Raw genomic sequence first — 16,475 nt, 5'->3', positions numbered from 1 at the left:
CTAGCGGGCGTCTGCCGCCTGGCCGTCCGCTGACTCGTGCTCCTGCCCGCCCTGCTGGACGTCCGCCTCTGCCGGTGCCTGGGGGAAGGACACCCGCAGCTCCACCCGGTGCTGGCCGTCCTCGGTCTGGGAAAAAATCGCCTTGCCGGAAATCCCGGAGAGGCCGCCGGTTCCTGAACCCGGAATAATGTGACCCGACGACGCAGTGGCCTCCCCTTCAGCCAGCCCCCAATGCTGAATCACCATGGTGCCCTCGCGCCCCTCGACGCTGCCGGCGAATACATCGCTGCCTACGTACCCGGCACCGGTCGCGTTGCCTGCCAGCAGCAGGTCCGAAACGCTCGTCCCGGTGATCGGGCCTTCAAAGATCCGCACTGCACGGACTGTGGAGAGTTCGCTGTTGGTGCCCTCCACGACATAGGGCGTCGGTTCCCAGGAGGAAACGTCAAAGTCGGCAGTGATCGAGTGTTCTGTTCCGTCGGCCATGCCTACAGTATTCCGTGTTCTGCTGCCGATTGCATGCCGCCGCTGCGCCGCAGGTACCCTTGTCGCTGGGGTGCGGCGGCCTGCGCACCCGGAAATCCGCTGCTAAGGAGTACCACCCCGCATGTCGTCCACACCGGTTGCTGCCGAGCCCGTTTACATGCGTTCCAAGGTCCTGTGGCTCGCCTTTGCCGGGGTGCACCTGCTTTTCTTCGGCCTGCTGGCTCCGCTCATCTTCACCGGTGAGGTGCTCAGCGACATCCAGTTCTACCGGCAGTGGGCCTTCGAAGGACTGCAGGACGGGCAGTGGCAGGGAATCAGCACGGACTGGGTCTATCCCATCGGAGCGCTGGCGCCCATGCTGCTGGCTGCTGTGTTCGGGTACGGACCCTACCAGTTCGCGTGGTTCATCATCTTTACCGGGCTGAACGCCGCTGCGTTCGCCGTACTGACCGGAGAACGTACCCGGCAGCGCTGCATTGCCGCCTATTGGTGGCTGGGGATCACGGCCCTCCTTGGGCCGGTAGCCGTCGGCCGCATTGACGGCCTGACAGTTCCGCTCGTGATTATCGGGCTGCTGTGGCTGGCCACCCGTCCCGTAATCGCCTCGCTGCTGCTGGCCGGCGCCACCTGGATCAAGGTCTGGCCGGCCGCAGTCATCCTCGCCGTCCTGGCCGTCTCCAAGCGCCGGATCACACTCCTGGTCACCGGGGCTGCCCTCTCTGCGGTCATCGCCGCCGTCGTTACCGCCGCCGGAGGCGTGCGTCACCTGCTGAGCTTCATGAGCGCGCAGGGCGACCGCGGCATGCAGCTGGAGGCGCCGTTCACCACGCCCGGGTTGTGGCAGGCCATCCTGGGCAGGTCGGATGCCCACATCTTCGAAGATACGGTGATCAACACCCGCGAGGTACGCGGCGCCCTGGGCGAACCGGTGGCCGCGCTGATGACGCCGCTTCTGGCCCTGGCCGCCGTCGCCGTCGTTCTCCTGCTCGTCTGGGCGCTCCGCGGCGGCGCCGATACCGGCGCCCTGCTGGCCGCCGGCTCCCTCGCCCTGGTTTCCGCCTTTATCGTCTTCAACAAGGTTGGGTCGCCGCAGTTCATGCTGTGGCTGGGTGCCGTGGTGGCCGTAGGCATCGCCTGGGAAGGCCGCGCCTGGCGGCTTCCGGCAGCCATGATGGTTGCCGTGGCGGCCCTGACCACCCTGGTCTACCCGATGTTCTACGAAGCCCTCTACAACGATCTCAACATTGCCGTGGCGCTCCTGCTGACTCTGCGCAACCTGCTCCTCATGGCACTGTTCGCCTGGTCGATCGTGAAGATCGCGGCCCTGGCCAGGGCCGCGAAAGTCAGCGAATCCGAAGTTCGCCCGGAGCCGGCTCCGTAAGCTTCTTGCGGAAGAGCACCTTCGTCTTCGGGTCAAGGAAGATCAGGTACAGGGCGAACGCTACGGCGGTGACAGCGGCAATCTGCCGTGCCGCGCTGAGGCTGAACTCGAAGTACGGCCAGATGTCCAGCTGGTCACTGATCGCGTAGACCATAAAGAAGGACACGAACAGGTAGAGCGTCTTGACCTGCCAGTCGTTGCGGATGCCGGTCACCGCAAAGAGCGGGATCAGCCACACCACGTACCAGGACTGGATCATGGGCGCGAGCATGACGATCGCCGCGAAGGCCAGGGCCAGGCGGCGGACCAGCCGCGAGTAGTCGCCCACGAACATCAGCCACACCACGACGGCGAGGGACGCCAGGCGTCCCAGCGTGTGGATGACGTCCGCGAAGGACCATCCGGGCAGGCCAAGCGAGTTGCCCAGCGTAGCCACGATCAGCCCCAGGAAGCCCACCGGTGCGTACCAGATCCAGACGCTGCCCGGCGTGCTGAGCGCGCCTACCCAGCCGAAGCCCAGGCCGTTGACGACGCCGAGAATCGCCAGGAGCCCCAGGGACAGGGCCGCGGTGAGGAACCAGTACAGGAACTTCCTCGGCCATGAGGCGCCCTTCCCTGCCCACATGAGGGCTATGAAGGGCAGGAAAATCAGCGTGATCGGCTTGATGCCCACAGACAGCGTGACCAGCACCGTGGCAAGCACGCCGCGCTTGGTGGCGGCGTAATACAGGCCGGCCAGCGCCAGTCCGATCATGAGCGCGTCGTTGTGGATGCTGGCGATGAAGTTGGTCAGGAAGAGCGGGTTGGCCGCGGTGAGCCACAGCGCCCGGTTCGGATTGATGCCATGCATCTCGGCCAGCTTGGGCACGTAATAGATGCACATCGCCACGCCAATGAGCGCAATGAGCCTAAAGAGCAGGATCGAGAACTCGGTCTGGCCCCCGGTGATCCGCACGACGATCTCTTCCAGCCACAGGAAGATGGGCCCGTAAGGAGTGGGACTCTGCGCCCACAGGTCGTCCGCTCCAAGCTGGAGATAGTTGGAGATCTGCGAGTAGCCGTCCTTGTACGGATTGAGCCCGCTGACCATGACCAGGCCCTGGGCGATGTAGGCGAAGACGTCGCGGCTGAAAAGCGGCAGGGCGAGGCACATGGGCCCGCCCCAGGCAACGATTGCCTTCAGCACGTATGGGCGCGAGTGCGGGCCCCAGTCTCCGATCCGCTGCCCGAAGCGCAGCCAGGAGCGAACCAGCAGCATGCCGCCCAGCGCCAGGAGGAGGACGGAGATTACGGCGCCGGCAGGCTCGAACCGAAGCCACATGATGAACTCGACGCGCCGCAGCTCGAAGGAAGACAGGGAGAGCCAGCCCACACCGAATGAGCCGGCCAGCATCATCATTGAGCCGATAAACCCATGAATGATCGCGACGTTCGGATGGTCGGTTTTCGTGCTCTCCGGTTCGGGAGACGAAGGCTCGGTCGCAGGGACCTGGGCGGTCATCGTGGGTCGTTCCAATCTCTGGTTCGTGCGGCGGTCCCAGCGAACGGGCACCAGGTTCGAAAGCAAGCGCCTCCTCGGACGGGCGCAACACCCGTCCCCAGCGAACCCGCCAGTGCGGATGCCCGTCTTCGGACCCCGTTAGGGCGGCTTCGTCAGGCCAAATATTAGCATCGAGACATGTGCATGCCTTCGGACGCGGCGTGCTGCACGGGCAGTGGGGCCCGGCTCACATAGACTGTCTGGGTTGGATCAGACGAGGCAAGGCGGTATGGGCTGTGGGGCGCCACCGGGCAGAACCAGAAGTGAGGCGGGGCCGTCAGCGCGCCGCGAAACAGCCGGGCCGCGTACGCCGCAGCCCGGAGCTCCTTGGCTGGGGCCTCTTCCTAACCGCGGCCACAGCAGCCTGCCTGCTGTGGGCGCAGATCCCCGCTGCCGTTACTGCCGCCACTTCGGCCCTGGTCCTCGCGGCCTTCATGACCGCCTGGTACGCCTCACGGAACCCGGCTCTCCCGGCCGCGCGTCCGGCGGTCACCCCCGGCGAAGCACAGCCTGAGCAGACACACGCCGCCCCGGCTCCGTCCGGTGTGCAGGAGCCCGCCCATGACGCCCCGGTGATGCCCGCAGAAAGCCTGGTTCCCGCAATTCCGCTGGCGCCGGGTGCTGCCCGGGAATTCCTGACGGCACCGCTTGCCGGGGCATCCGGGACACAGGCAAGCCGGTGGACCCGCACGTTCGGACCGCCGGAAACCGGGTCCCTGCCGCTGCAGCCCTACGTACCCGCCCAGCGCGCCACGGTCCAGACAGCGGACTCCGAACGCCACGACCGCCGCCAGCGCAGCCACTCGAGCCTCTAAGCCAGCGGCGGGCCTGAGGCGCGGGGTACATTTGTCTCGTGCCAATAACTAACGAACGCATTGTCTGGATCGACTGTGAGATGACCGGCCTGGACATCAGCGCCGACGCCCTGATCGAGGTCGCGGTCCTGGTGACGGACTCCGAGCTGAACATCCTTGGCGACGGCGTCGACGTCGTGATCAAGCCGGAAGCGGCCGCACTGGAACAAATGGGTGACTTCGTCCGCCAGATGCACACGACGTCCAAGCTCCTCGATGAGCTCCCGGGCGGCATGACGCTGGCCGAGGCTGAAGCCGAAGTGATCGAATACATCACCAAGTGGGTTCCCGAACCAAAGAAGGCCCAGCTGGCCGGCAACTCGGTGGGAACCGACCGGATGTTCCTGGCGCGCGACATGCCGGAAGTCATCGATTACCTGCACTACCGGATCATCGACGTTTCCACCATCAAGGAACTCGCACGGCGCTGGTACCCGCGTGCCTACTTCCAGGCGCCCGCCAAGAACGGCGGCCACCGCGCGCTGGGCGACATCCAGGACTCCATCAACGAACTGCGCTACTACCGTGAAGCCATCTTCGTCCCCGCGCCGGGACCCGATTCCGCCGCAGCCAAGAAGATCGCGGCAGGCATCAGCGAGTCGGCCGCCACGAGTTAGCTGCATCACTTTTCGGGCCCTGAGGGGCCCTTGTGTCAGAAGCACTCCAAAAACCGTGTAAGCTTGTATCCGCTGCCTCAGATAAATGAGTTCGCAAAGACCACTCGCCTGGACTTTGCAGACAAATAAATCTGAGTGCACATGGTGGGTATAGCTCAGTTGGCAGAGCGCCTGGTTGTGGTCCAGGAGGTCGCGGGTTCAACCCCCGTTACTCACCCGGAAGAGGCTGGTTACCAGCTTCAGAAAAGACCGCCTCGGATATTTCCGGGGCGGTCTTTTACGTATCCCCCTTTGCTGTCCCAATCAGTGCGGGCAGCTGCCCAGCCCTGCAGTGCATCGGCCGGCAGGCCAGAACTAAGGAGGCGCCGCGTTGGAACGCACGCTTTTCGAGGAAGACCACGAACTCTTCCGCGAACTCGCCCGCGAGTTCAACCAGCGGGAAGTCGCACCCGGATACCCGGCCTGGGAAGCTGATCACATGATGCCGCGCCGCCTGTGGAAGGCTGCAGGCGAGCAGGGGCTGCTGGGCCTGGCCGTACCGGAAGAGTTCGGCGGTGCGGGAATGCCCGATTACCGGTACCGCGTGGTCCTGGATGAGGAGTTCGCCCGGGCCAACCACCTCGCCGTAGGACTGGCCTTCCACCTCCACGATGACATGGTCCTCCCCCACCTGCTCGCATACGGCTCCGAGGACCTCAAGGAGCGCTGGCTGCCGCAGATGGTCAGCGGGGACAAAGTAACCTCCGTTGCGTGGACTGAGCCCGGGGCGGGCAGCGACCTGCGCGGTATCCGCACCAAGGCAGTCCGCACGGCCGACGGCGACTGGCTCCTGAACGGGCAGAAGACCTTCATCGGCAACGGCATCAGCGGCGACGCAGCACTGGTCCTCGCCCGCACCGACGGCGGCACCGGACGCGGCGGCGCCCGCTCCTTCAGCATGTTCATGGTGGAGAAAACCTCCGGCTACTCCACCGGGCGCCAGCTGGACAAAATGGGGCTCAAAGCGTCAGACACCGCAGAACTGTTCTTCGATGACGTCCGCGTCCCGGCAGGGAACCTGGTTGGTGAAGAAGGCCGCGGCCTCGAATATGCCGCCGGCCAGCTGCCCCAGGGCCGCCTGGCCATCGCCGTCGCCTCATCGGCTGTGGCCCGCACGGTCTACGATGCCACCGCCGCCTACACCGCGGAACGCGGCGCCTTCGGGTCCAGGATCAGCGACTTCCAGAACACGCGTTTCTCCCTGGCAGACATCCTGACCGAAGTCGAAGTCACCGAATCCTATGTGGACTCGGCAGTGCGGGCATTCAACGCCGGCACCCTGGATGCGGTAGCTGCGGCCAAGGTGAAGCTGTGGGCCTCCGAACGGGCTAAATCCGTCACGGACCGGTGCCTGCAGCTGCACGGCGGCTACGGTTACATCATGGAATACCCGGCGGCCCAGGCATTCCTGGCCGCCCGACTGCTCACCATTTTCGGCGGAACCTCCGAAATCATGCGTGAAGTCATCGGCCGCAGCATCACTCCCCCTTCACCCCAGCACGGAAAGCAGAACCCATGACCGTCCGCCCAATCGTCATCTACGGGGAACCCGTGCTGCACCGCAGGGCGGCCGAGGTGACGGATTTCGATGATGCCCTGCGCACACTCGTTGCAGACATGTACGAGACCATGGACGTGTCCAATGGTGTTGGCCTGGCTGCGCCGCAGGTCGGCGTCGGCCTGCGGATTTTTACCTTTGATTATCCGAACGACGACGACGCTCCGGACCGCGGCGTCGTCGTCAATCCCGTCCTGCTGACCTCGAAGGTGCCCGGGTCCGCCCCCGACCCCGACGAGGACACCGAAGGCTGCCTTTCCGTTCCGGGCGAGAACTTCCCCCTGACCCGTGCCGACTGGGCCCGGGTGTCCGGTTTCGACGAGAATGGCTCTCCCGTTCAGTTCGAAGCCACCGGCTGGTTTGCCCGTGTACTCCAGCATGAGTACGACCACCTGAACGGCAAGCTCTACGTGGACCGGTTGAACGAACGCTGGGGCCGCAAGGCCCGCAAGGTCATGAAAGCCAACGGTTGGAACGTCCCCGGCCTGCATTGGATGCCGGGTGTGGACCCGGATCCGTTCGGCCACTGAGGGCCGGCGAAAAACCAAAAAAGGCGCCCCGTCCGGAACCGGACGGGGCGCCTTGGTTTTACCCGGCGGCGCTAGAGGCTGGCGACCAGTTCCTCGGCCCGCGGGAAGGCAGGCGGGTTCACATGGGCCATTTCTTCGAGCACGCGGATGACCTGGCAGGAATATCCGTACTCGTTGTCGTACCAAACGTAGAGGATGGCATTCCTGCCATTGGAAATCGTGGCAAGTCCGTCAACGATGCCGGCGCGCTTGGAGCCGACGAAGTCCGTGGACACAACTTCCGGGGAATCGATGTAGTCGATCTGCTTGTGCAGCTCGGAGTTCAGCGAAGTCTCCCGGAGGAAGGTGTTCAGTTCTTCCTTGGTGGTCTCGGTTTCAAGGTTCACGTTCAGGATCGCCATTGAAACATCCGGGGTGGGAACGCGGATCGCGTTGCCGCTGAGCTTGCCGGCGAGCTCCGGCAGTGCCTTGGCAACGGCCTTGGCGGCGCCGGTCTCCGTGATGACCATGTTCAGCGCAGCCGAGCGCCCGCGGCGGTCACCCTTGTGGAAGTTGTCGATCAGGTTCTGGTCATTGGTGAACGAGTGGACCGTCTCCACATGTCCGTTCACGATGCCGAACTTGTCGTTCAGGACCTTCAGTACCGGAGTGATGGCGTTGGTGGTGCAGGACGCCGCGGAGAGGATCCTGTCCTCATCGGTGATGGCCTGGTGGTTGATGCCGTGCACGATGTTCTTCAGGTCGCCCTTGCCCGGTGCCGTCAGAAGGACCCGGGAGACTCCCTTTGCCGCCAGGTGCTGGGCAAGCCCGTCTTCGTCGCGCCAGCGGCCGGTGTTGTCCACCACGATTGCATCGCTGATGCCGTACGCCGTGTAGTCCACGGCTGCCGGGTCGTTGGAGTAGATGACCTGGATCAGGGTGCCGTTGGCGAGGATGGTGTTGTTCTCCTCATCCACGGTGATGGTGCCGGGGAAGGCCCCGTGGACCGAGTCGCGGCGCAGCAGGCTGGCCCGCTTGACCAGGTCGTTCTCGGCGCCCTTGCGCACCACGATTGCCCGCAGGCGCAGGCCCTGGCCGCCGCCTTCATGGTCAATGAGGATACGAGCCAGCAGGCGGCCGATCCGGCCGAATCCATAGAGCACCACATCCGTGCTGGTGCGCTCGTCGGCGCCGTGCTTGCCGGCAACCTCGGACAGTTCGTCCCGCAGGAAGTCCACGAGCGGGGCGCCGTTGCCTTCGCGCTGGTACTTCGCGTTCATGCGGGCCAGGTCCACCGACGCGGCACCGAGTTCGAGTTCGGTAAGTGCCTGCAGGATCGGCAGGGTCTCGGATACCGGCAGCTCGACGTCGTCAATCTGGCGGGCGAAACGGTGCGCCTTCAGAATGTCGATAACCGAGCGGTTAACCAGCGGACGGCCGTGAACCGAGGTGACAACGCTGTTCTCCCGGTAAAGCCGGCCAATGAGCGGGATCATGGCTTCTGCCATAGCCTCCCTGTCCATCCACGCATCCAGGCAGGTTTCGGACTTCTGGCTCACAGATCTTCACATCCTTTGTCTCAGCCGGCACTGCTTTGTGACCGGTTGGTAAGTCCTCCGGCGCCGGGGCCGGAGCAAGCCCGCATGGGCCGTGTCTTGATGCTCCGCGGCGGAGGGCACGGCCGCGGACCACTTACAAGTGTATTAGGCCACAGACAAACCTCAGGACCGGGTTAGGAGATGTTCATCACAGCTTTGACTGTTCCTGGGCCGGCGCCTCGGGCTGCACTGCAGCCGCAGGGGCCGGTTCAAGATCCTCAAGGTGCCGCACACCCCTGAGCGGACCCCGTGAGGCAATGAACGGCGCCAGAACCGCGATGAGAATGCCGATGACGATCCCGCCGCGCACGCCGACGGTAGTGGCGAGCACCCCGGCTGCCAGGGACGCCACGGCCAGCATCCCCCAGCTAACCATCCTGGTGGCAGAGCCAAGCCGGCCCATCATGTCCGGCGGACAGACCCGCTGCCGGAAGCTGGTCGAAACCACGATGTTCATGGAGATGGCCAGACCGGTCAGGAACATGCCGAAGAAACCGGGCAGCATCCCCCAGCCCGGTGTCATCAGCAGCAGCGCCGCGTAGCCGGCTGCAGCGGGGAACATCGAGTACCGCCAGACGACCCCTGAGCCGTAGCGTTCGGCCAGCCGCTTCACGCTCAGCCCGCCCAGGGTTCCGCCCACAGCCGTGGCCGCCATGAGGAACCCGAGCCAGGTGCCGTTCTCCCCCAGCGTGCGCACTACCAGCAGCACGATCAGGGAGACGACGATGTTCCCGCCGAGGTTCCACAGCGCAGCCACGAGCAGCAGTACCCGCAGCGGTGTGGTGCTGAGCGAATATCTCAGCCCGGATCTCATTTCCTGCCAGATATGCCGCTTTTCAGTGCTGACCGGGACAGTTTCCTCCACCTTCAGCCCAAGGATCGCAATGAACGAGGCAACGGAGGCGGCCAGCTGCACGAGCAGCGAGTTGGAGGCGCCCACCGCCTGGGTCATCCAGCCGCCCAGCCCGCGGCCGACGGCGTCGGCTGATGCCCCGGAACCGGTCATCAGTCCGTTGCCTTCGATCAGTTCATCCTTGGTCACGGCCCGCGGAATCAGCGCTGCTTCGGCGAGGGTGAAGTACACCGCCGCAAGACCGGCGAGGAAAGAGACAATAAAGAGCTGCGCCGTACTGAGGACGCCGAGCCAGTAGGCGATCGGGAGGGTGGCCAGCAGGACGATGCGGGCTGCGAGCGACACCAGGATCACCGGCCGACGCCGGCGGCGGTCCACCATCACGCCCACCGGAAGGCCAAAAAGCAGCCAGGGCAGGAAAACCATGCCGGACAGGGCCGCCACGGCGAAATCGCTGGCACCGAGTTCAACGGCGGCAATGATCGGAAGGACAACCGCCGTGACGGAGCCGCCCAGGATGCCCATGGTCGAGGAAACCCACAGCGCCCGGAAATTGGCGTTGCGCAGCACAAGGTGCCTGCCGGCTGCTGGATGCGTGACCATCGACACAGAATAGCCGAGGTTCATGCGGTTGCATGACGCACCGTACCGGTAGAAATAAGTCAGCCTAAATTCCTGCTGAACGCGCTCTCCTGCTTGTAAGCGCCGCGGAACGTGTACATAATGCCCGGTCATCGGAGGGCACTGAAAGCACGTGGCGGGACGGGCTGGCCGGTAAGCCGGGTTTTGTACCTGCCTGCCGTTACCGGCGCTGCAGGCGGCAATCATCCATCTCCGGAAACCGTTGCCGGCTTCCTCCAGCGGCCTACCCGGATGCTCGGGCGGGCAGCCCTCAAACGCATCCTGTATGGCCTTGCTCCGAGTGGGGTTTACCTAGCTGCCCCGGTCACCCGGGGCACTGGTGGTCTCTTACACCACCGTTTCACCCTTACCCGCGCGTGAACGCGGGCGGTCTGTTTTCTGTGGCACTGGCCTGCGGGTTTCCCCGAGTGGGCGTTACCCACCACCCTGCCCTGCGGAGCCCGGACTTTCCTCGGCAGATCCGGCCCTAAGACCGTCCTGACGCGATTGCCTGGCCAACCCATCCCGCGGTCAATGCTACCTGCCGCCGGAGATTACGATTAATCAGTGCTGATTCTCCTGCCGCCTTCCGAAGGCAAAACCCGCCCCGAGACAGGCCCGGTCCTGGACCCGGATGCCCTGCATTTCCCGGAACTGTCCGTTGCCCGCAAGGAAGTTCTCGCTGCCCTGATGGAAATCAGCGCGGCCCCGGATGCCCACGCAGTACTAGGGGCCGGCGCGTCTCTGGCTGCTGAGGTGCAGCGCAACACGGTCCTGGAGAGCGAACCCTGTGCCCCGGCGCACCGCATCTATTCCGGTGTCCTCTATGACGCCCTGGGCTATGCCACTCTCACGCCCCGGCAGCAGGCAGCCGCGGATGATGCCGTCGTCGTCATTTCCGCTCTCTGGGGTGCGATCGGCTTCAGCGACGCGATCCCCGCCTACCGGCTGTCCATGGGGACGAATCTTCCGGGCTGCGGCCGGCTGGCTGCTTTCTGGAAGACGGCCCTGGCCGACCCCCTCGGCAGGCACTCCGAAGGGCGGCTGGTGGTGGACTGCCGCTCCAGCACCTATGCGGCGGCCTGGCAGCCGCCGCAGCAGCACACCGCGGCGGTGAATGTCTTCCAGGTCCGCAACGGGGAACGCAAAGTAGTGTCCCACTTCGCCAAGCACACGCGGGGAGAGCTGGCACGGCACCTGCTAACCCGCGGCGGAGCCGCACCATCCACCGCCGAGGAGCTTCGCTCTGCCGCGGCGGAGAAGTGGGAGGCTGAGCTGGTGCCGCCCACGGACCGCAAGCCCTGGCAGCTGAACCTGATCCTGCCGGAGGACCGCTGACACCCGCGGCCTAGCTGCGGTCAGCCACCAGTTCGACTTCGAAACCGTCCGCGTTTTCGAGGTACGCAGCGTAGTGCTCCGCTCCCCCGGCATGCGGGTGTTTGTCGGGGAACATCAGCGTCCAGCCGTGGCTTGCCGCCCGGCGGACAAGCAGGTCGACCTCAGCGGGCGTGCCTGCACCGAAGGCCAGGTGGTTTAGGCCGGGCCGGCGCCGCTCGTGCTCCGCGGGTACGACGTCGGGACCAGCCTCAATCACGATGTAACCGCCGCTGCCCGTCCAGCTGGCGCCGGTGGCCCAGGAATCCAGGCGCACAAACCCGAGCCGCTCCAGGAGCCAGCCAAGGCTGGCCTCGGCGCGGGGAAAATCCCGTACCCAGATTTCAAGATGGTGAAGGCGGCCGGTGGGTGCAGCTGCGGGCGCGGATACAGCTGCGGGTTCAGTTCCTGCGGATGACTCAGTTCCTGCGGATGACTCGGTTCCTGCGGAAGACTCAGCCTGTGCGGGGGCGGCCAGCTTCCTGCCCTTCCAGGGCACGCCGGCAATGCCCGCGTCCATGGCTTCGTTGGAGAGCCTGTCAGCATCCTTGTTGATTTCCCGCGGGATCCACTGGTACTTCACCCGGTGCGGATCAACCACTGACCGCGCCTTGCGTGCCAGTCGCTGCATGTCCTCGTGCTTGATCTTCCACCGGCCGCTCATCTGTTCGACGACCAGCTTTGAATCCATCTTTGCCAGGATCCAGGCGTCCGGGTCGATTTCATTAGCCAGTTCAAGGGCAGCGATCAGCCCGGAATACTCTGCAACATTGTTGGACACAATGCCGAGGTACTCGGCTTTTTCAACGAGGATGGCGTTGGTTTCAGGGTCCCGGACCAGCGCACCGTAACCGGCGTGGCCGGGATTGCCGCGCGAGCCGCCGTCGGCTTCAACGATGAGGGTGCGCCGGGCGCGCGGGGACGGGGCGGACACTTCGGCGTCCGATGGGTCAAACAGGGTCACTGCTCAGCTGCCCCACTCCGGGGAACGGACCAGGATGCAGCCGGAATCCGGGCAGAAGACAATGTCATCTTCAGCTGCCTTGCGGATGTCAGCGAGGTCACCGGGGCTCAGCTGCATCCCGGATCCTTCGGACGTGCCGTGGAAGAGCCGGGCGGCGCCGATTCCGTGGCGGGCGAGGGTGCGTTCGTAGACGGCGAGCAGATCCGGGGCAAAACGCCCGGCCAGCTCAGTGCGCTGGCGCTGGGTTTCGGCCCGCTCGGCTTCGATCTCGGCCAGCTCGGCGTCGCGCTTGGCTTCCAGCTCTGCCATCTCGGCCTCAGCGGACGCGGCCTCGGCGCGGCGTTCGGCTTCAATGCCCCGTACCGATTCGAGCCGTTCCATGACTTCGAGCTCGGTGTCTTCCAGATCGGAGCGGCGGCGGCTGAGCGACTCGATTTCGCTCTGCAGGGCGGTCAGCTCCTTGGAGCCTCCGGTTCCGCTGTCCAGGTGCTTCTGGTCCCGCTCCAGGCGGGCAGTAACCGCGGCAACGTCCGCTTCGGCGCGGGCAAGCTCCCGCTCAATGTCGGCACTTTGGGTGGCTGCGGTGCCCAGCGCCGAACGTGCGGCGGACGCCTTGGCGGAGAGTGCCTGAAGGTCAGGGTTTTCCCGGACGCTGCGGGCCCGTGAATCCAGCTGCCTCATCCTGGAATCCAACGCCTGCAGGTCAAGCAGCCTGAGCTGCTCTGCCGATGATGCTTTTGCCACCAAATACCTCCACATAATCCGCTTGCCTGACTGGTGCGGCTCTCCTAGCCTATGCCACCGGCAGGCGTCGGCGGCTAGCCCGGTGTGAGGACGAAGTCCCACGGATCGGTGTTGCGCGTGCTGACCCGGATCTCGACGCTGAAGCCCTGGTCCGCCAGTACGTTCTCCAAGGCGCCGGCAGCAGGCGTCAGCCACAGCCATTCGCTGCCAAAATGCGATACGTCAATGAGGTAGGGCCGGCCGTTCACCGCTGCTTCGCGCGCTTCCGAAGCCGGATGATGGCGCAGGTCCGCGGTCACGTAGACATCTGCCTGCTGGTCCCGAACAGCACCGAACAGGCTGTCCCCGGCCCCGCCGCACACAGCGACCCTCCGGACCAGTCCCTGCGGATCGCCTGCAACGCGCACCCCGCCGGCAACGGCGGGCATGATGCTGAACACCAGTTCGGCGAACTCTGCCAGCGTCGTGACCTCCGGCAGATCTCCCACCCTGCCGATGCCCTCTTCGGGAAGCCCGTTGGCGGCCGGCGCCAGGGGAACCGTGTCCACCAGGCCAAAGGCATCTGCCAGCACGTCGGACACTCCGCCGACGGCGCTGTCCCCATTGGTGTGGGCGGTGAGCAGCGCGCAGCCGCCTTCGATCAGGCGGTGCACGGCGTCGCCCTTGAAACCCGTACCGGCCACGGAGTGAACGGGCTTGAGCAGCAGCGGATGGTGGGTGATGAGCAGATCCGCACCCCACTCCAGCGCTTCGTCGATAACCTCGTGTGTTGGATCGACCGCGAACAGGATCCGCTGCACATTCCGTTCGGGCCGGCCGGCCACCAGGCCGACGGCGTCCCAGTCCTCTGCGAGGGATTCGGGCCAGAGCTCCTCGACGGCCAGGAGAACGTCTCCCAGCCGTGCCTGGGCCGGCTCCTGGGCGGGTACATCGTCACCGGGCCCGGCCAGCTCTTCGGCGCTGTCCTCGGCATCTCCGCTGCGTGGGGTTTCCATAGGTAACAGTTCTACCCCACACACGCCGCAGCCGGGTAAGGGAACACGGTCCCCGGGCCGGGCTCCGGAGGCAGGAAAGACGGGGATCCGGGAATCTTTGCGGCACGCCAAAGCTTATACATTGGCATGAAGACGTATGTTCTCGGCGGAGGCTGTTTTTGGTGCCTCGACGCCATCTATCAAAAGACCCGCGGCGTGAAGAGCGTCGTGTCCGGCTACACGGGCGGTTTCACCGCCCACCCGGACTACGAGAGCGTCTGTTCCGGTGTCACCGGGCACGCGGAGGTCGTGGAAGTCACCTTTGACGAGGAAGTTATCCCCGCCGAGGTCATCCTGGACATGTTCTTCATCTCGCACGATCCGACCACCCTCAACCGCCAGGGCTACGACGTCGGCACCCAGTACCGTTCCTCCATGTTCTACCGGACAGAGGAAGAGCGGGAGGAGATGGAGAAGGCACGCGAACGGGCGCAGGCACTGTGGGCCGACCCGATCGTGACGGAGATTACGCGGCTTCCGGTTTTCCACCGCGCCGAGGAGTACCACCAGGATTTCTACGCCAAGCATCCCGAACAGGGCTACTGCCAGGTGATCATCAATCCGAAGCTGGCCAAGGCCCGGAAATATTACGCCGAATGGCTTGACAACTGATCCTATGAATGCCTGCGGATACGCTTGAAGTAACAAGCGTTCCGCATCCGGTTCACGGGCTTTGACGAACAGAGGACAAACAACATGGCACGAATTTACGACGACGTCACCCAGCTGGTGGGCGGTACCCCGCTGGTCCGCCTCAACCGCCTCACCGAAGGCCTTCCCGGCGACGTGGCAGTCAAGCTCGAGTTCTACAACCCGGCCAACTCCGTCAAGGACCGCATTGGCGTAGCCATTGTCGACGCCGCCGAGAAGGCCGGCGCCCTGCGCCCCGGCGGCACGATCGTGGAGGGCACCTCCGGCAACACCGGCATCGCCCTGGCCATGGTCGGCGCTGCCCGCGGCTACAAGGTGATCCTCACGATGCCCGAAACCATGTCCACTGAGCGCCGGGTCATGCTCCGTGCCTTTGGTGCGGAGATCGTGCTGACCCCGGGCGCTGACGGCATGCGCGGCGCCGTGGAGAAGGCCAAGGAAATCGTGGCCACCACGGACAACGCGATCTGGGCCCAGCAGTTCGCCAACGCCGCCAACGCGCAGATCCACCGCACCACCACCGCGGAGGAAATCTGGGCCGACACCGACGGCCAGGTGGACATCTTCGTCGCCGGCGTGGGCACCGGCGGCACCGTTACCGGCGTCGGGCAGGTCCTGAAGGAACGCAAGCCCGGTGTGCAGATCGTTGCAGTCGAGCCCAAGGACTCCGCAATCCTGAACGGCGGTTCACCGGGACCGCACAAGATCCAGGGCATCGGCGCCAACTTCATCCCCGAAATCCTGGACACCGAGATCTACGACGAGGTCTTCGACGCCTCGATCGAGGACTCCGTTGCCACGGCACGCGCACTGGGAACCCAGGAAGGCATCCTGGGCGGCATTTCCTCCGGCGCCATCGTCTGGGCCGCCCTGGAACTCGCCAAGCGCCCCGAGAACGCCGGTAAGCTGATCGTGGCCGTTGTCTGTGACTTCGGAGAACGCTACATCTCAACCGTTCTCTACGACGACATCCGCGGCTAGCCAGCCCCGCCTGCGACGGCGGGTACCCCAAAGCAGAAAGTCACCCGTGAGTTTCCTGTCCCGCCTGCGCGAAGACCTCGCAGCCGCCGCGTCCCATGACCCGGCGGCGCGCGGATCCTTCGAGAACCTGATTGTCTATTCCGGGCTGCATGCCATCTGGATGCACCGCCTGACCCACAAAATGTGGGCCAATCCGGCGCTGCGTTTCCCGGCGCGGGTGCTCTCGCAGTTCGCGCGTTTCGCCACCGGCATCGAAATCCACCCCGGTGCCACCATTGGCCGGAGATTCTTCATTGACCACGGCATGGGCGTGGTGATCGGGGAAACAGCGGAAATCGGCGACGACGTCATGCTCTACCACGGTGTGACCCTGGGCGGGCGGTCCCTGGCAAGGGTCAAGCGGCACCCCACCCTGTGCAGCGGCGTCACCGTCGGTGCCGGTGCGAAGGTCCTCGGTCCGGTCACCATCGGCGCCAACAGCGCCGTGGGAGCCAACGCCGTCGTGGTCAAGGACGCGCCCGCGGACTCGATCATTACGGGTATCCCGGCGACCTGGCGCCACCGTGACGCCAAGATGAACCAGCCCGCCGTTGATCCGGCGGAATACGTGGATCCGGCGATCTACATCTAGGCGTGCACGTCCAGAGTCAGCCAGACAAAAAGGCCGGCCG

16 protein-coding genes, 1 tRNA gene and 1 other RNA gene are annotated in these 16,475 nt (G+C 65.2%); 10 read left to right on the top strand and 8 right to left on the bottom strand.

Annotation, left to right across the window (positions count from 1 at the left end):
• A complete protein-coding gene (locus NGB94_RS12145; protein WP_325790900.1) occupies nt 1-486 on the bottom strand; it encodes a DUF3224 domain-containing protein in 486 nt (161 codons plus the stop codon).
• 121 nt (nt 487-607) lie between these two features.
• Between NGB94_RS12145 and NGB94_RS12140 the strand changes: the two genes are divergently transcribed.
• Nucleotides 608-1,867, top strand: coding sequence for a glycosyltransferase family 87 protein (locus tag NGB94_RS12140; RefSeq protein WP_325790899.1), 1,260 nt, complete (start codon nt 608-610; stop codon nt 1,865-1,867).
• Here NGB94_RS12140 and mptB read toward each other — a convergent pair.
• On the bottom strand, nt 1,830-3,368 hold the full coding sequence (gene mptB, locus NGB94_RS12135) for a polyprenol phosphomannose-dependent alpha 1,6 mannosyltransferase MptB (RefSeq protein WP_325790898.1): 1,539 nt from the start codon (nt 3,366-3,368) through the stop codon (nt 1,830-1,832). The genes NGB94_RS12140 and mptB overlap by 38 nt on opposite strands.
• Nucleotides 3,369-3,670: 302 nt before the next feature.
• Between mptB and NGB94_RS12130 the strand changes: the two genes are divergently transcribed.
• The 5 genes from NGB94_RS12130 (at nt 3,671) to NGB94_RS12110 (ending at nt 7,005) form a co-directional block, all read left to right on the top strand.
• Entirely contained in the window at nt 3,671-4,222 is a 552-nt protein-coding gene (locus tag NGB94_RS12130; RefSeq protein WP_325790897.1) for a hypothetical protein, read from the top strand.
• Between the two features lie 38 nt (nt 4,223-4,260).
• Nucleotides 4,261-4,878, top strand: coding sequence for an oligoribonuclease (gene orn, locus NGB94_RS12125; protein WP_325790896.1), 618 nt, complete (start codon nt 4,261-4,263; stop codon nt 4,876-4,878).
• Between the two features lie 144 nt (nt 4,879-5,022).
• Nucleotides 5,023-5,095 (top strand) — tRNA-His (locus NGB94_RS12120).
• Nucleotides 5,096-5,248: 153 nt separating this feature from the next.
• Nucleotides 5,249-6,436 (top strand): acyl-CoA dehydrogenase family protein, encoded by a 1,188-nt coding sequence (locus NGB94_RS12115; protein WP_325790895.1) that lies wholly within the window; start codon nt 5,249-5,251, stop codon nt 6,434-6,436.
• Entirely contained in the window at nt 6,433-7,005 is a 573-nt protein-coding gene (locus NGB94_RS12110) for a peptide deformylase (RefSeq protein ID WP_325790894.1), read from the top strand. The genes NGB94_RS12115 and NGB94_RS12110 overlap by 4 nt, the downstream gene beginning before the upstream one ends.
• A 71-nt stretch (nt 7,006-7,076) precedes the next feature.
• On the opposite strand, the gene NGB94_RS12105 is transcribed toward NGB94_RS12110, so the two are convergent.
• The 3 genes from NGB94_RS12105 to rnpB all read right to left on the bottom strand — a co-directional run bounded on the left by NGB94_RS12105 (nt 7,077) and on the right by rnpB (nt 10,579).
• Nucleotides 7,077-8,543 carry a glyceraldehyde-3-phosphate dehydrogenase gene (locus NGB94_RS12105; RefSeq protein ID WP_325790893.1) on the bottom strand — a complete coding sequence of 489 codons (1,467 nt, stop codon included), beginning with the start codon at nt 8,541-8,543 and terminating at the stop codon, nt 7,077-7,079.
• 187 nt (nt 8,544-8,730) lie between these two features.
• Nucleotides 8,731-10,038: an MFS transporter gene (locus NGB94_RS12100; RefSeq protein WP_325790892.1), complete on the bottom strand. Its 1,308-nt coding sequence runs from the start codon at nt 10,036-10,038 to the stop codon at nt 8,731-8,733.
• A 156-nt stretch (nt 10,039-10,194) separates the two neighbouring features.
• An RNA gene (gene rnpB / locus NGB94_RS12095) (RNase P RNA component class A) lies at nt 10,195-10,579 on the bottom strand.
• Nucleotides 10,580-10,623: 44 nt separating this feature from the next.
• On the opposite strand from rnpB, the gene NGB94_RS12090 reads away from it, so the two are divergent.
• Complete coding sequence (locus tag NGB94_RS12090; RefSeq protein ID WP_325790891.1) at nt 10,624-11,394, top strand: peroxide stress protein YaaA; 771 nt, start codon at nt 10,624-10,626, stop codon at nt 11,392-11,394.
• 10 nt (nt 11,395-11,404) lie between these two features.
• Here NGB94_RS12090 and NGB94_RS12085 read toward each other — a convergent pair whose 3' ends face one another.
• The 3 genes from NGB94_RS12085 to NGB94_RS12075 all read right to left on the bottom strand — a co-directional run bounded on the left by NGB94_RS12085 (nt 11,405) and on the right by NGB94_RS12075 (nt 14,133).
• Nucleotides 11,405-12,394 (bottom strand): reverse transcriptase-like protein, encoded by a 990-nt coding sequence (locus tag NGB94_RS12085; protein WP_325790890.1) that lies wholly within the window; start codon nt 12,392-12,394, stop codon nt 11,405-11,407.
• 3 nt (nt 12,395-12,397) lie between these two features.
• Nucleotides 12,398-13,138, bottom strand: a complete 741-nt coding sequence (locus NGB94_RS12080) for a zinc ribbon domain-containing protein (RefSeq protein ID WP_325790889.1) — start codon at nt 13,136-13,138, stop codon at nt 12,398-12,400.
• A gap of 74 nt (nt 13,139-13,212) precedes the next feature.
• Nucleotides 13,213-14,133, bottom strand: a complete 921-nt coding sequence (locus NGB94_RS12075) for a Nif3-like dinuclear metal center hexameric protein (protein ID WP_325790888.1) — start codon at nt 14,131-14,133, stop codon at nt 13,213-13,215.
• 126 nt (nt 14,134-14,259) lie between these two features.
• Between NGB94_RS12075 and msrA the strand changes: the two genes are divergently transcribed.
• The 3 genes from msrA to epsC all read left to right on the top strand — a co-directional run bounded on the left by msrA (nt 14,260) and on the right by epsC (nt 16,435).
• Nucleotides 14,260-14,784: a peptide-methionine (S)-S-oxide reductase MsrA gene (gene msrA, locus NGB94_RS12070; RefSeq protein WP_325790887.1), complete on the top strand. Its 525-nt coding sequence runs from the start codon at nt 14,260-14,262 to the stop codon at nt 14,782-14,784.
• Between the two features lie 84 nt (nt 14,785-14,868).
• Nucleotides 14,869-15,804: a cysteine synthase A gene (gene cysK / locus NGB94_RS12065; protein ID WP_325790886.1), complete on the top strand. Its 936-nt coding sequence runs from the start codon at nt 14,869-14,871 to the stop codon at nt 15,802-15,804.
• Between the two features lie 46 nt (nt 15,805-15,850).
• A complete protein-coding gene (epsC, locus tag NGB94_RS12060; RefSeq protein ID WP_325790885.1) occupies nt 15,851-16,435 on the top strand; it encodes a serine O-acetyltransferase EpsC in 585 nt (194 codons plus the stop codon).
• Nucleotides 16,436-16,475: the final 40 nt, after the last annotated feature.

This window comes from Arthrobacter koreensis, assembly GCF_035792275.1.
Taxonomy (GTDB): Bacteria; Actinomycetota; Actinomycetes; order Actinomycetales; family Micrococcaceae; genus Arthrobacter_B; species Arthrobacter_B koreensis_A.
This window is presented reverse-complemented; position numbering and strand designations above follow the sequence as displayed.

Coding starts and splice junctions, on each gene's coding strand:
- NGB94_RS12145 (WP_325790900.1), bottom strand. CDS start 486: ATGGCCGACGGAACAGAACACTCGATCACTGCCGACTTTGACGTTTCC.
- NGB94_RS12140 (WP_325790899.1), top strand. CDS start 608: ATGTCGTCCACACCGGTTGCTGCCGAGCCCGTTTACATGCGTTCCAAG.
- mptB (WP_325790898.1), bottom strand. CDS start 3,368: ATGACCGCCCAGGTCCCTGCGACCGAGCCTTCGTCTCCCGAACCGGAG.
- NGB94_RS12110 (WP_325790894.1), top strand. CDS start 6,433: ATGACCGTCCGCCCAATCGTCATCTACGGGGAACCCGTGCTGCACCGC.
- NGB94_RS12100 (WP_325790892.1), bottom strand. CDS start 10,038: ATGGTCACGCATCCAGCAGCCGGCAGGCACCTTGTGCTGCGCAACGCC.
- NGB94_RS12075 (WP_325790888.1), bottom strand. CDS start 14,133: ATGGAAACCCCACGCAGCGGAGATGCCGAGGACAGCGCCGAAGAGCTG.
- msrA (WP_325790887.1), top strand. CDS start 14,260: ATGAAGACGTATGTTCTCGGCGGAGGCTGTTTTTGGTGCCTCGACGCC.
- cysK (WP_325790886.1), top strand. CDS start 14,869: ATGGCACGAATTTACGACGACGTCACCCAGCTGGTGGGCGGTACCCCG.